Raw genomic sequence first — 13,889 nt, 5'->3', positions numbered from 1 at the left:
GAATCAACCAGGCATGTTCAGCCCGCGCATTGCGTCGTTCAGCGCAAGGGTCAGCGCCTCGCGGTCCTCGTCACGTCGGATCGGGTAAGCGTGACCGAACCACTCGACCACGGCCCTTGGACCCAGAGGTGTTTCGCCACGCCAGATCGGTTCCATTCGACGGATCAGGTCTGTGCAGGCCGACGACGCCTCGCCAACGCGACCCAACCGGGCGAACGCCGCCGCAGTCCAACCGAGGTTGTCGAAAATGCGGTCGCCGGATTTCAAGGCCGCCTCAAGCGCGGCTTCGGGTTCACCCGCAAGGTAATGCACCGTGGCGGCATAGCACCATTGATAGTCCAGAAGGACCGGGGACACTTCCAGGCTGCGGGCAAGCGCGGCAATTGCGCGCCCATGTTCGCCCAGAAAACTGAATCCCATTGCGCATGAGATCAAACATCTGGGGCTATGCGGATTCAGTCGTTCAGCGATGTCCATGTTCATGAAGGCCACGTCAAAGGCCTGATCCATCGCTGCCGCCCAAGCCGCCGCCAGCCGGTTGCGAGCATCAAGCGGATCAAGCTCGACTGCGGTTTCGGCCAAATCATGCGCGCGGCGGGAAAGATCCCGGTCGCGCGGCGCGCCCGGGTGCAGGATGTGCCACCCGTTGTAAATACTGGCAAGGCTGGCATAGGCCGGGGCAAAGCGCGGCGCGCGCTGGATGATGTCTTCAAAAATCTCGCGCGCTTCGTCGTGGCTTTCCGGCGTCCAGCGCGCAATCAGCCGTTCACCTTTGAGCCAGACGTCGACAATCTTCCCATCAGATGGTCCGGTCCCGAAAGACCGCCCCACGCGATCCGTCGCGATATAGACCTCAAGAGTGGCGGCGATCCGACCTACCGCGCGCCGGATTGAATCCGACATATTGTCGCCATCGATCGAAAACCGCTCCGACCACAGCATCGCGCCGTCCTGGGCATTGCCAAGAGTCAATGTCAGATCGAAGCCACCCCCCGAGTCCGCCACACTGGCTGCAGCGGACAGGGTGTAATCGGACCCCGGAACCGTATCGGTATTCTGCGGGATCTCAACCACGGCCCACCCTCGGAAACAGGCAAGACCGCTCATTAGGGCCGTGCGGAAATCTTCCAGCGGGGCTTCGGCCGACGGCGTGGAGGCGGTGAAATACGCCAACTGCAACCGCAACGGTTTACCGCCCGGCGACCGGACGCGGGCCGGGGTCGTGCCGCCACCCAGAGCGATCAGACGGGTCTCGGGTTTGGGCTCTATGCCGTATCGCGACCGCATTATATCCGCCAGATTTTCATAAACCCGGACAGCGCCCGCGGGATTTCCCGACTTGTGCAGGAACTGCATCCTGCTGCGCGCGGCCTGTTCGTGACCCGGTTCGGCAATCAAAAGCGCTTCGCTCAATTCGCCGGCCAGAGGGTTGCCAGCGGCCTCGGCGCCGGCCAGTTGCCTCTCAAGTTCGCGGGCAATCCGATCATGCCAATCAGTACGCGCAACCGCCAGCCAATTGGAGAAGGTCCGCCCCCCGCCAGCCCCCAGCGCGACGCTTTCGGTCCAACCGTGATCTTCCAGAAGGATCGGATCAACCACCCCGTTGCGCAGGCTGGACTCAAGGTCGGTCAGGTCCACACCCACCAGCGCCCCATCCAGCCGCACATACCCGTCATCAACAATCAACCCGGCGCCCAGAACCCGGCCAAGCGCGTTCAGCGCCTGCGTCATGGCCCGTTTCCGCGACGCCCCGGTCCGTGGTGTGCCGGGCGGCGTTTCGGCAAAGGCCGACAGTTTGTCCAACGCCGCGGACCACGTCGGAGACATCGCCAGGTAACACAGAGCCATATGCAGATTGTGGTCAACCGGGAGGGTGACGGGATGTCCGTTGATGCTAAGCGCCAGGCCACCCAGCAACGAAATCCTGATCGCTGGCGCAGTGCGCGTGCCCGACGGCACACCGCCACGCACCAGCGTATAAAGCGCCATAGGTTCGGGCAGGTTCCGAAGTTTTCGCACCCCGCGGGCGGTGAACCGCCAGTCACCAGACGTTCCCACCGCGGAAACGACGGCCTCAGAAACACAGATGCCACCGGGCGGGGCCTCGTTCTCCAAGCGAGCGGCAACGTTTACGGTATGTCCAAAGGCATCGCCATTGCTGCGACGGACATCACCCAGATGGATGCCGAACCGAAACGCGTAATCCGCCCCATCAGGACGGGTGCGTTCAAACTGGTCCAATATTGTTTCGGCATATCCAATCGCATCCCGCGCCGATCCAAAGACAAGCATCACGCCGTCCCCCATGGACTTGATGAATTCGCCCCTGAAGGGGTGGCTCTGGGACTCGAAAACGGACATGCAGCTTTCGACATAGTCCAGCGTTTCCTGCTCCGAGCGGCTGACATGTCGGGTGAAGGACACCAGGTCAGCGAACAACACCGCAGCCAGCGCCCGCGCCGGCTCAGAGTTGTTGCTTCGTGATGTGGCAATCGTCATTCTGGAAAAGGCCGTTTTTTCGAATCTTGTCAACATTCTAACACGGGACCGGTTTATTGACACGCGACGCTGCCGACAGGATTTCGCGATGCTTTGATTTCGTATCGCCGCCCGACGACAGCGCGGTTGGTCCAGCGCGGTTCTGCTTTTGCCTGCCAAACGAGCGGGCCCTTGCGACCTGGCCCGATTTTCCGCGCACGGCCCTGCCCGAAACCGGGCGCGCGGCGGCGGGGCGCGGGCTTGGCTGGGATCAATGCCGTGTCAGCGCGCTTGGCGAAGCGGTGGAACTTGCCAGCGCCTGTGCCTGGGGCAACGAACCACTGGTCTCCGCCCGCCCGAATGAAATCGGACGAAACGCGCTGGACCCGTCACAGTTGTCAGCCCTGTCCGTGGAACAGGTTGCGCATCGTGATCGCTGGAACAATTCGCTTTTTGGTCAGGTCGATTGGTTTCCACCCCCTGTCGCGCAGGACCGCCCGGTGGACTGGGTTGCCGGATCGCATGCCGTGACGGGCGACGCGATCTGGGTTCCGGCGGATGTCGTCTTTGTCGGGCGGTGGGAGGACCACCCAGACACTGCCTTGGCCCGTGCAGACACATCCGGTTGCGCCTCGGCGCCAAACATGGCCCAAGCTAGGTTGCATGCCTTGTGTGAGGTCATCGAACGGGATGCGACGGCGCGGTGGTGGCACGGACATGTTCCCGCCGCGCCCTTGCCTGACACGATCATCGCCGACCACGTGGACTTGCGCAAATACCTGTCAGACCGTCCTCGGCGCACTCGGTGTCTGTGGCTTGGATCCGAGTTTGGACCGCATACGGTTGTCGCTCTGTCGTGGGGACGGGACGGCGGGCGGGTTGCACTGGGCGCCGCCAGTCGTTTCAACCCACGCGACGCCGCCCTTTGCGCTTGTGTCGAGATGCTGCAAACAGAACTTGGGATCGCTCAGCGTGAACGGGCCGGCGAACCGCTGACATTGGACTGGATCGCTCATGTCAGTGCCCGCGACATGCCGCCGGTGTCGGGGTCGGAACCCACTTTGCCACCGCAGCCTGACCCAGTGTCCGAAACCGCGCTGACCAAGCTGATTGAAAGACTGTCACTATCGGGGCTGACCCCGTTGTTTGTCGACCTGACCAGACCGGCGTTTCAGATTCCCGCCTGTCGCGTCCTGGTCCCTGAACTGTGTCCTGCAAAGCCGCGTTTTGGCGCGGCGCGTATGCCCAAGAACGCGGCCGGAAATGTCGCCAACCCGCGCCCTCTGGCGGTGTGACAGGGCATCCGATCACATGACCGGACTCACCGAAACAACATCCCCGGCCCCTTGATCCCGGTGCGATCCCGCCCGGCCCCAGCCATGTGCCATGCCAGCGCTTGATTGCTGCTGACAACTGGCTTTCCCAACGTCTGTTCCAGGTTGTCGATGATGCCCAGCGTGCGCAGGTTGGTGCAGGACAGGAATACCGCATCGACATCCCTGTGCCGCCCGATTTCATGCGCAGCCTGACGGATCGAAGCTGGGTCGATCCGGGCTACCCTGGCCTCGATCCGTTCTCCGAAGGACAACGTATGCGACACAACGAACCCTGCGGACAGAAACGCATCGCGCACTGGCCCCGCGACCGTGGCGACATAGGGCGAAACGATACCGATACGCTGCACCTGCAACGCCCGAAAAGCGGCGATTGCCGCGGTCAACGGATTGGTGACCATCGCCGCTGCGACCCGATCCGCCACAAGTTGTGCAACCCGGTCAGCCCCGATCAGCGTGGTCCCCGAGGTGCAGGCATAGCCAATCGCATCGAACTGCGCCGCTGCGGGAAACAGAGATGCCGCGGTGGGCAGGTCGACCTCCATCTGGGCGATTGTGTCGGGCGTCAGTTCTGCACCCGAAGGAATACGGCTGACATGCAGGGCGATATCCGGGCTGCGAAAGATCTGGCGGAAGTCCTGTTCGATCGTCTCATCCGCCTGCAACACGATCAATCCCAGCGTGGCGGTGCTGCCTATGGAAGTGGTCAGTCGATAGGGAAGGCCGGTCATACCGGGATCACCGGCAGGTCAGGCGGGGTACGGGCCGACAAAAGCTCGGGCCCATCTTCTCGCAGAACAATGTTTTCCTCATGCACCATGAACCGCCCCGGCGTAATCACCACACCGGGTTCCAACGTCAGCACCATGCCCTCCCGCAAGACCGTGTGATCCTTCGCCGTGACCGAGGGCCATTCCGTCAACGTCACCCCCAGCCCATGCCCCAGCCGGCCCCCGCCCGGCGTTGCGCCCTGTGCCCGGATTGCACCCGTCAGGATGCGATGAAGATCACTGGCCAGCATCCCCGGCCGCAGCTGCGCCAACGCAGTTTCAGTGGCTGCAAACAGCGCGGCATGCGCACGCTTGGCAGCATCATTCGCCGGTCCTATCGCGAAATTGCGGTCGAAATCGCAAAAATACCCGTCGCGCACCGCGCCAGTATCCAGCATCAGCACGTCCCCGGCCTGCAATGGCCGCCCATCGGCGGGTGAGATCACGTCGCCATACCCCCCGGGCCCCGCCGCCCCTGCCAGGTAAGACACCCAATCCGCACCCTCCTGCAGCAGAAGCATCTGGAATTCGCGGAAAACCCGGTTCAGCGGTTCTTCTGGCGCAGCGATCTCTGGCACGCGGGCAAAGGCGCGGTCGGCTATAGCGCAGATTGTGCGGATGCGGTCGATCTCGGCCTCGGATTTGACCTCGCGCACACGATGGACGATGTCGGTGGCATCCACGAACCGGGCCACACCCAGACGGCGTGTCAGTTCGGAAAAATCGCCCAGCGGCATGCGCAGATGGGTCTCCAGACCCATCGGAAGGCCAATCGCCCCGTCGTCGCCCGCAAGGTCGCGCAACGTGTCAGTCAACAGTCTGACACCATCATCCTCGGGGTCCGGCGCGTCCCATGTGCGGATATCGGTGATCCATGTGCGCCCCATCAACTCGGCCCCGATCGACGGGATCACGGCGACGGGCTGGCCGCTGGCAGGCACGATCACGAACCATGGCCGCGCCGGGCTTTCCCAGAACCGCGTCAGGAATCCTGTGACATAGAAGATGTCCGCAGCGCCGGTCAGCAACAACGCTGCGACGCCCTGTGTCGCCATAACGGATTGAAACCTTCTGAGCCGGTTGCGGAACTCATCCGCCGGAAAGATCAGAGACTGCTCAGGCATCTTCTGGCCCCTCGCTGAGGATCACCAGAACGCGGGCTCCCTCGCCGGGATTCGGACGTCCCGCCAACAATGCGGCAAATCCTGCACAGCCCGACGGGGTGGTGTCGAAACAATGCCGCGCCAGAAGGTCAGCCGCCACCTCAGCCTCGGTCTCGGATATGGTGACAAAGGTATCGGCATCGCGCGCCAGCCCCCCCAGCGCAATCATCGAAGGCGTCTTGCAATCAAGCCGCCCCATGGCGGAAACCGGGCCATTGGTATCCACAACACGGCCCGCTCGGATGCTTTCGATCAGCGCGGGTGCCACCTCGGGTTCGACAACGATGATCTGCGGCATATCTCCCCATGTGGCGCGCGCAAAGGCAGCCACCGCACCGGCCAACCCGCCAACACCTGCTTGCAGAAATATGTGTGTAGGCGGCTTTTCGATCTGGTCGGCGACCTCTGCCGCCATTTGCAAATAGCCCTCCATCACCGCCATCGGCATCTCGGTGTAGTCGGGCCATGAACTGTCGGACAAAAGAGTGAAACCAGCCGCCTTCGCACCCTTTTCAGCAGCAGCCATGCTGTCCTCATAGGTGGCACCGTCGCGGATAACCTCTGCTCCTTTGGTGCGCAGGCGGTCTGCAAACGCCTCGGGGACGGCCTCGGAGAGGTAGATGATTGCACGCGCCCCGAACACACCAGCGCCAGCGGCAACCGACAGGCCGTGGTTTCCGGCACTGGCAGTAACATAGGTGCGGCCGGACAATGCAGTTGCCCAGTCCTGCCCCTGCATCACCTTGGCCGCATCCCGCGCGATGGCAAATGCCGCGCCCAGCGCCTTGAAAGATCCCAGCCCCATACGGCCGCGCTCGTCCTTAATCCACAACTCGGCGACACCTAGATCTGCCGCAAGTTCCGACGCATCGGTCAACGGGGTCGGTCGGTGAGCAGGACACAGCTCCAGAAGCCGCGACACCGCGCTTGCATCATTTCGGGGCGAATGGGTCAGGTCAGGCAGCCCGGCACCCCGGAAAGGGTTGGTCAGAATGTCAGTCACGGCGGCAGCTCCGGTTGGGGTATGGCCAACCTATCAACCAAATGCCTGACGGATCACGGAAAATCGACAATGTCACGCCATGGCGGAACCCGGGGGCAGACGCCCAAAAAAGAAAACGGCCCGGAAAGTCCGGGCCGTTCCATCATTTTCCCTCATGCAATCAGGCCAGGTCGAACCGATCTGCGTTCATCACCTTGACCCAGGCCGCGACGAAGTCAGTGACCATCTTGTCGGCGCCATCTGCCTGGCCATAGACCTCGGAAAGCGCGCGCAACTGCGAGTTCGAGCCAAAGACAAGGTCAACCCGCGTGCCGGTCCACTTGACCTTGCCCGACGCCCGGTCGCGCCCTTCATAGACCCCATCCCCGGCGTCTTTCCATTCGACCCCCATATCGAGGAGGTTGACGAAAAAGTCGTTCGACAGCGCGCCAACCTTTTCAGTGAAGACGCCATGGGCCGCGCCATTATGGTTGGCACCCAGGACGCGCAGACCACCGACCAGAACCGTCATCTCGGGCGCGGTCAGACCCAGAAGCTGGGCACGGTCCACCAGCAGCTCCTCTGGTGAGATCGTGAAGGCCGTGCGCTGATAGTTGCGGAATCCATCGGCCTGGGGTTCCAGAGGATCGAAAGACTCGGCATCCGTCTGCTCGGCGCTGGCATCCATGCGGCCCGGCGTAAACGGCACCTCAATGTCGTGGCAACCGGCTTTAGCCGCAGCTTCGATCCCGGCGCTGCCGCCCAGAACGATCAGATCGGCAAGCGAGATCTTCTTGCCGCCGGACGCCGCGCCGTTGAACTTGTCGGCAATGCCTTGCAGTACGCCCAGCACGCGGGCCAGGTTCTCGGGTTCGTTCACAGCCCAACCGCTTTGCGGGGCAAGACGGATGCGCGCGCCATTGGCACCACCGCGCATGTCCGAGCCCCGGAAGGTCGAAGCCGAGGCCCAGGCAGTCTTCACCAGGTCCTGAACCGAAAGACCGCTGTTCAGCAGCTCTGACTTCAGTGCGGCAATATCGTCTGCATCCACAACCGGATGATCCAGCGCGGGGATCGGGTCCTGCCAGATCAGGTCTTCGGCCGGAACTTCGGGTCCGACATAGCGGGCTTTCGGCCCCATATCGCGGTGGGTCAGCTTGAACCACGCACGGGCAAACGCCTCTTGGAACTCTTCCGGGTTTTCATGGAACCGGCGCGAGATCGGACCATAGATCGGGTCCATCCGCATCGCCATATCCGCCGTGGTCATCATGGTCTTGACCTTCTTCGACGGGTCATGGGCCTGCGGTGCCATGTCCTCTTCCTTGACACCGACCGGTTCCCAGATCCACGCCCCTGCCGGGCTTTTGGTCAGGTTCCAGTCATAGCCAAACAGCAGATCGAAATAGCCATTGTCCCACTGAGTCGGGTTCGCGGTCCATGCGCCCTCGATCCCAGACGTGGTGGTGTCGTCGCCCTTTCCGGTGCCATGGCCGTTGATCCAGCCAAAGCCCATCGCCTCGATCGGGGCGGCTTCCGGTTCGGGGCCGACCAGTGCCGGATCGCCCGCTCCGTGCGCCTTGCCGAACGTGTGCCCGCCGGCAACCAGAGCGACGGTTTCCTCGTCATTCATCGCCATGCGGCCAAAGGTTTCGCGGATATCGCGCCCCGATGCCAGAACGTCAGGTTGCCCATCCGGGCCTTCCGGGTTCACATAAATCAGGCCCATCTGCACGGCGGCCAGAGGGTTTTCCAGGTCGCGCTCACCCGAATAACGGCTGTTCTCGCCGCCGCTGGCCTCAAGCCATTCGGTCTCGGCGCCCCAGTAGACGTCTTCCTCGGGTTCCCACACATCCGCGCGGCCACCGGCAAAGCCAAAGGTCCGGCCACCCATAGATTCAATCGCAACGTTGCCGGCCAGGATCATCAGATCGGCCCACGAAATCTTGTTGCCGTATTTCTGCTTGATCGGCCAAAGCAGGCGGCGTGCCTTGTCAAGGTTGCCGTTGTCAGGCCACGAGTTCAGCGGCGCGAAACGCTGCTGACCAGTGCCGCCACCACCGCGCCCGTCGGCGGTGCGATAGGTCCCGGCTGAGTGCCACGCCATACGGATGAACAAACCACCATAGTGACCATAGTCGGCGGGCCACCAATCCTGGCTGTCGGTCATCAGCGCCGTCAGGTCCTTTTTCAGCGCATCATAGTCGATCGACTTGAACGCCTCGACATAATCAAAGTCGACGCCCATCGGGTTGGACTTGGCACTGTTCTGATGCAGGATTTTCAGGTTCAGCTGGTTCGGCCACCAATCGCTGTTGGCACGCATGCTGACATTGGTTGCTCCATGCGCAACGGGGCATTTGCCGATGTCTTGTCCGTCCATGTGAGGGCTCCTTCCTTGGAAATAATCTGGCGGGGGAATCGTAGCGATCCCTTTGGTTCCACCTCAAGATAAGCCGATTTAGAATAATTTGAATTTGCATTTTCTGATGCAAACGATAATCAGGGCTTATGATCCATTTTACCCTGAAACAATTGCGCTATGTCGATGCGCTAGCGCGGATCGGGCATTTCGGGCGCGCGGCCGAGGCCTGCGCCATTTCGCAGCCCGCCCTGTCGATGCAAATCAAGGAACTGGAAGAATCCCTGGGCGCCGCCTTGTTCGAACGCAGCGCCCGGCAGGTGACGCTTACGGCGCTTGGCGAACGTTTTGTCGCCCGCGCCCGCGAGTTGCTGAAATCGGCCGACGAAATGGCCGACCTTGCCCGGATCGCGAAGGGGCGGCTGACCGGGCGGTTGCGACTGGGCATCATCCCAACCATCGCGCCCTATCTTCTGCCGCGCATCGTCACGGCGTTGACCAACAGCGCACCGGACCTGGATGTCCACGTGCGCGAAACCCTGACTGATCGGCTTGTTCAGGAACTGGCGGATGGCAAGCTGGATCTGGCCATCGTCGCCCTGCCCCTGTCCGAACCCTGGCTCGAAGAACGCCCGCTGTTCGAAGAGAACTTCCTGCTCGTGCGCCCCGAGGCGGACGCCGAAGCCCCGGCCCCTGATGCGGAAGGCTTACGCGAGATGAAGTTGCTGCTGTTGGAGGAAGGCCACTGTTTCCGTGACCAGGCGTTGTCATTCTGTGCGATCCGCCCGTCCGAACCGCGCGAGTCATTGGATGCCACTTCGCTGTCGACCTTGGTCCAGATGGTGGGCGCGGGGATTGGCGTGACGCTTATCCCGGAAATGGCGCGACGGGTTGAGACACGCTCGGCAAGAGTTGCGGTGTCGTCCTTTTCCGGAAGTCAGCCCACGCGCACCGTTGGCGTGGTCTGGCGCAAGGCCAGCCCGCTGGCCGCGCAGCTGACTGATCTTGCCGATACACTGGCTGGGGCTGGCCTTGGACAGACCCCCTAGCGGCGGTTTTTTGCCACGCATCTGTCATTCGTGCATCGGCGTCCTAAATTCAGAGCGACGATTTCAAAAAGGTGACCCATGCAAAACGCCATTCTTAACCGACGCCCATATCGACCCGCCGCCATGATGCTTGGCACCGCGCTGGCGTTGACCGCCTGTGCGCCGATCCCCGACAACCCCACCCGCGAGGGCAGTGCCGGGGCCGAGATTGCGCTGGTTCCCGGCAAGAACTGCTATCAGAACCTGTGTTTCTACTACGACAGCCGCCGCAATCGGGTGTCGATCCCCGGCAAGGAAGGCGCGCCAGTGCCGGGCCGGGTGGATATTTCGGATGGCTATATGACGCCGTCGGAATTCAGGACCCTGCACCAAACAGCGGCTCTGGCGCCAACCATCACACGCGACTGATCCGAATTCCGGTTGCTACCTATTTTGGAACAGGTGCCCTATGCCGACCGCTCTTTTCCGACGCCGCATTCAAGCCCCGTCACTGGTTTTGCTGGCCGGGCTGGTTCTGACCGCCTGCGAACCCGTCCCGGATAATCCGACCCGCCCGGGCGCGTCGGGCCCGGAAATCGCGCTGGTACACGGCAAAAACTGCTTTCAGAATCTATGCTTCTACTATGACAGCCGCCGCAATTTCGTAACGCTGCGCGGCAAGGAAGGTGCCCCCATTCCGGCCAGTGTCGACGTGTCTGACGGATATATGACCCCGTCCGAGTTCAAGACCCTGCACCGCACCGCCGCCCTGTCCCCGTCCTATACGATTGACTGACGGATCTTCGGGGTGTTGGAAGGATGGTGCCGCTGATAGGACTCGAACCTACGACCCACGCATTACGAATGCGTTGCTCTACCAGCTGAGCTACAGCGGCACTGGGCGGGGATTTATCACCACCTTTTGTCCAGCGAAAGAGGTAATTTGACCCCGCCTATGGCGTCAAACGGGCCGTGGCACCGGGATCTTCGTGGTCGCCGTCATTCTCTTCGACCTCGGCATCCAGGATCACGGGGGATGAGTCCACGGACTCCTCCTCTGTAACGTCTTCCGCCTCGTCGACCTCGTCGCTTTGATCTTCCAGCGCGCCAACGATCAGGGGCAGCATGCCAGCACCTGCGTTCCTGAGAACCTCACCCTCGGGTGGAGCGGTCCAGCTGAGAGTGTCGAAGCTTTTGCAATTGTCGCAGACCGGTTGCCATTCGGAATGGATGTTATGGCAGTTGTCACAAACCCATTGCGGTCCACGCGGTGCGGTCAGGGCCTTGGCCAACCAGCCCTTGACCACCGCATCCGACGCCCCTTCGCCACGTTCAATCGCAGCCATGATCGTCAGGGCGCGTTGGGTTGGATTGGTGTCCCAAAGGTCACCCAAAGCGCGACGCGCCTCGGGGAAGTTCTCGGCCGCGATGTTCAGTTCGGCCATCAGCATCCGGGTCTCGGGGTGGTCCGGTGTTGCCTTGACCAGTGTGCCGAACCGCTTGATCCGCGCTTCAGCACTTTCATCCGGCGCGATCTCGGCGAAGGCGGCGGCAAGATCTGGATGGGGATGGGCGTCCCACGCCTTGCGCAGGATCCGGGCGGCGTTGCGGGCCTTGCCCTTGTCCATATAGCCGCGCGCCGCGAGGATCGCGGCCGGGATCAGATCGGGGGACAGGCGATTGGCCTCGATCGCGGCTTCGCGGGCCTCGATCGACTTGTCTTCATCCAGCACGTCCTGCGCTTCGGACAGCGCCAGCACCGCGTCGCGGCGGCGATAGACGTCTCGTGGAAGAGTGCCCGTCTTCAGCTTGGTCGACAATGTCTGACGCGCCCCGGACCAGTCACCGGTTTCCGCCTGAAGCTTCAAAAGAAGATCCTGTGTTTCCTGGTGACGTGGTTTCAGAGCAAAAGCCCGTTCCGCCAGTTTCAACGCCACATCCGTTTTGCCTTCGGCCAGCTTCTGTTTCATCAGCCCGCGCACGCCGACGAACCGTGTCGTGTCGTCTGCGAGAAGCCGTTTGTAAACTTCTTCAGCCTTGCGCGTGTCACCTGACATTTCGGCCGCCTGCGCAGTGATCAGGTTGGTCAGCTCTGGCTTGCCCAGGAACTTCTCGGCCTTGCGCGCCTTGTCCATAGCGACACGACCCTCGCCCGACGCCAAAGCCATCAGGCCTTCGCTCAGGGCCTGAAACCCTTTTTGTTCGCGGTTACGGTCGAAATAGCGGCTGATCGCGGTCTCATCGCCATTGAGGAATTTCAGCACTGCAACGGTCAGCGACAACAGCTTCAGGAACAGCCACACGGCCGCGACCAGTACGATCAGACCAATCGCCGTCTGCAGCGGGCTGAGCGTGTATTCCACGCCGGCAAAGGTGATCATCACCCCGCCGTCGCTTTCCATCAAATATCCTGCACCCAGGGTCAGACCGGCGATGGCGGCGATAAACAGAACTATTTTTGCAAGCGACCACAGCATGTTGCCAACCCTCAGTTATTGTTCAGACCGTCGGACAACATGTCCACGGCGTCGGTTGCCGCACGGCGCATCTCGGCCTGCGCAACCCAGGGTGCCATGACCGCCTTCGCGCTATCGGGCAGGGTGTCGATCTCGGCCAGCGCCTCGGACACACGGCCCGATTTCAGCGCGGCTTCGGCTCGTGAAAGGACGGCATCGGCATCGTCACCATCCTTCGGCTCAACCGAGCGCGCGCCCAATTGCGAACGCAGGTAATTGCCCAGCCTGCTGCCACTATCGGCATCCGGGTTGGTGCGGCGAGCTTCGGCAAGGGCGGCACGGGCATGATCGGGGAAGGCATCCTGCAGCACCGCCAGCGTCGGCACTCCATCATCGGCCTGCGATGCCAGTGCGCCCGGCACCTCAATCCCGGTTGCCGCAACAAGATCGTTCAGCGCAGCACGGAATGGCGCGCCACTGTCCACTGCCGAAATCAACCGCGATACCGCAGCACGCGCCAGCGCCTCTTGCGCTGTCAGATCCGAGTTTTCCTTCAGGTTCCGCGCGGCCTCAAGCTGTTCGGCAACTGTTGCTTTCAGCGCCTCGACCTCACGTTCGTAGGCGGCAATGGCCTCGGCAGACAGGGCCTCGGTCATGGGGCGTTTCTCAAGCGCGGCGATGCGCCCCTCAAATCCCGAGACCTGCTCGTCCAGAGCCGCGACCTGAGCGTCTAGGTCATTGACACGCGACCGCAGCCCGGCGATGCCCGACGCGGTCTCGGCAGCACTGTTGGCTGTGTTGGTGACGGCTTCCACCGCGCTGCTGGTCTGTTTCAGCCGCGTGGCGTGATCGTCCATCCGGGCGTGAAGCGCGGTCAGAGCATCGTCGTTTCCACCTCCGAATATTGGCCCGGCCAACTGCGCCGCTCCGAACCCAATCGCGGCAGCGACAACCCCGCCCAGCACCATGGGAAGTGACGATTGCTGCGGCCTTGGGTCTTTTGTCACCGACGGGGCGGCCGACGCCTCTTCCTCGGTTTTTTCAGACTCGCCCTGCGCAGCGATGTCGGGCGTTTCTTCCTCGGTGACGTCGGCAGCTTGCGCCGGCTGGTCGTCCGCGCCTTCGCCCTGCACCTGCCCGTCGATGTCTTGGGTGGCTTCCGTCGGTTCGTCCATTGACTTGACCGGCTCATCCTCGATGATTTCGGCGTCCTCGATCACGTCGTCTGACTTTGTGGCGCCTTTGGTCTGGTCAGTTTCCGTCTTGTCGGATTTACCGGGTTTACTCACCTGAAATCATCCTTTCGAATCCGCGTG

General features: G+C 62.3%; 11 protein-coding genes and 1 tRNA gene. 4 read left to right on the top strand and 8 right to left on the bottom strand.

Translation table 11 applies throughout. From position 1 onward, the window contains the following. Positions 1-3: 3 nt before the first annotated feature. Complete coding sequence (locus tag JQ863_RS01885) at positions 4-2,499, bottom strand: adenylate/guanylate cyclase domain-containing protein (RefSeq protein WP_204112637.1); 2,496 nt, start codon at positions 2,497-2,499, stop codon at positions 4-6. 56 nt (positions 2,500-2,555) lie between these two features. Here JQ863_RS01885 and JQ863_RS01880 point away from each other — a divergent pair, with 56 nt between their 5' ends. Beyond that, a complete protein-coding gene (locus JQ863_RS01880; RefSeq protein WP_204112636.1) occupies positions 2,556-3,773 on the top strand; it encodes a YcaO-like family protein in 1,218 nt (405 codons plus the stop codon). A gap of 26 nt (positions 3,774-3,799) precedes the next feature. Here the strand turns inward: JQ863_RS01880 and JQ863_RS01875 are convergent, their stop codons facing one another. The 4 genes from JQ863_RS01875 to katG form a co-directional block, all read right to left on the bottom strand. Then, complete coding sequence (locus JQ863_RS01875; protein ID WP_204112635.1) at positions 3,800-4,543, bottom strand: maleate cis-trans isomerase family protein; 744 nt, start codon at positions 4,541-4,543, stop codon at positions 3,800-3,802. Further along, entirely contained in the window at positions 4,540-5,706 is a 1,167-nt protein-coding gene (locus JQ863_RS01870) for a M24 family metallopeptidase (RefSeq protein ID WP_204112634.1), read from the bottom strand. Before JQ863_RS01870 ends, JQ863_RS01875 begins: the two co-directional genes overlap by 4 nt. Continuing rightward, entirely contained in the window at positions 5,699-6,748 is a 1,050-nt protein-coding gene (locus JQ863_RS01865) for a pyridoxal-phosphate dependent enzyme (RefSeq protein ID WP_420826206.1), read from the bottom strand. Before JQ863_RS01865 ends, JQ863_RS01870 begins: the two co-directional genes overlap by 8 nt. A 160-nt stretch (positions 6,749-6,908) precedes the next feature. Next, on the bottom strand, positions 6,909-9,110 hold the full coding sequence (katG, locus tag JQ863_RS01860) for a catalase/peroxidase HPI (protein ID WP_204112633.1): 2,202 nt from the start codon (positions 9,108-9,110) through the stop codon (positions 6,909-6,911). A 128-nt stretch (positions 9,111-9,238) separates the two neighbouring features. Here katG and JQ863_RS01855 point away from each other — a divergent pair, with 128 nt between their 5' ends. The 3 genes from JQ863_RS01855 (at position 9,239) to JQ863_RS01845 (ending at position 10,913) form a co-directional block, all read left to right on the top strand. After that, positions 9,239-10,138: a hydrogen peroxide-inducible genes activator gene (locus JQ863_RS01855; RefSeq protein ID WP_204112632.1), complete on the top strand. Its 900-nt coding sequence runs from the start codon at positions 9,239-9,241 to the stop codon at positions 10,136-10,138. Positions 10,139-10,216: 78 nt separating this feature from the next. Beyond that, positions 10,217-10,546, top strand: a complete 330-nt coding sequence (locus JQ863_RS01850; RefSeq protein WP_204112631.1) for a hypothetical protein — start codon at positions 10,217-10,219, stop codon at positions 10,544-10,546. A 40-nt stretch (positions 10,547-10,586) separates the two neighbouring features. Next, positions 10,587-10,913: a hypothetical protein gene (locus JQ863_RS01845; RefSeq protein ID WP_204112630.1), complete on the top strand. Its 327-nt coding sequence runs from the start codon at positions 10,587-10,589 to the stop codon at positions 10,911-10,913. Between the two features lie 24 nt (positions 10,914-10,937). On the opposite strand, the gene JQ863_RS01840 is transcribed toward JQ863_RS01845, so the two are convergent. The 3 genes from JQ863_RS01840 to JQ863_RS01830 form a co-directional block, all read right to left on the bottom strand. Then, positions 10,938-11,013, bottom strand: a tRNA-Thr gene (locus JQ863_RS01840). A gap of 57 nt (positions 11,014-11,070) precedes the next feature. Next, complete coding sequence (locus tag JQ863_RS01835; protein ID WP_204112629.1) at positions 11,071-12,594, bottom strand: heme biosynthesis protein HemY; 1,524 nt, start codon at positions 12,592-12,594, stop codon at positions 11,071-11,073. An 11-nt stretch (positions 12,595-12,605) separates the two neighbouring features. Continuing rightward, on the bottom strand, positions 12,606-13,862 hold the full coding sequence (locus tag JQ863_RS01830) for a COG4223 family protein (protein WP_204112628.1): 1,257 nt from the start codon (positions 13,860-13,862) through the stop codon (positions 12,606-12,608). Positions 13,863-13,889: the final 27 nt, after the last annotated feature.

The sequence above is a fragment of the Shimia biformata genome (genome assembly GCF_016888515.1).
GTDB classification, from domain to species: Bacteria; Pseudomonadota; Alphaproteobacteria; order Rhodobacterales; family Rhodobacteraceae; genus Shimia_A; species Shimia_A biformata.
The sequence above is the reverse complement of the archived record's forward strand: the minus strand, read 5'-3'. Positions and strand labels throughout refer to the sequence as shown.

What these genes read in the sequence shown, in the direction of transcription:
- JQ863_RS01870 (WP_204112634.1), bottom strand. Translation starts at nt 5,706, where the DNA reads ATGCCTGAGCAGTCTCTGATCTTTCCGGCGGATGAGTTCCGCAACCGG.
- katG (WP_204112633.1), bottom strand. Translation starts at nt 9,110, where the DNA reads ATGGACGGACAAGACATCGGCAAATGCCCCGTTGCGCATGGAGCAACC.
- JQ863_RS01845 (WP_204112630.1), top strand. Translation starts at nt 10,587, where the DNA reads ATGCCGACCGCTCTTTTCCGACGCCGCATTCAAGCCCCGTCACTGGTT.
- JQ863_RS01850 (WP_204112631.1), top strand. Translation starts at nt 10,217, where the DNA reads ATGCAAAACGCCATTCTTAACCGACGCCCATATCGACCCGCCGCCATG.
- JQ863_RS01885 (WP_204112637.1), bottom strand. Translation starts at nt 2,499, where the DNA reads ATGACGATTGCCACATCACGAAGCAACAACTCTGAGCCGGCGCGGGCG.
- JQ863_RS01855 (WP_204112632.1), top strand. Translation starts at nt 9,239, where the DNA reads ATGATCCATTTTACCCTGAAACAATTGCGCTATGTCGATGCGCTAGCG.
- JQ863_RS01835 (WP_204112629.1), bottom strand. Translation starts at nt 12,594, where the DNA reads ATGCTGTGGTCGCTTGCAAAAATAGTTCTGTTTATCGCCGCCATCGCC.
- JQ863_RS01875 (WP_204112635.1), bottom strand. Translation starts at nt 4,543, where the DNA reads ATGACCGGCCTTCCCTATCGACTGACCACTTCCATAGGCAGCACCGCC.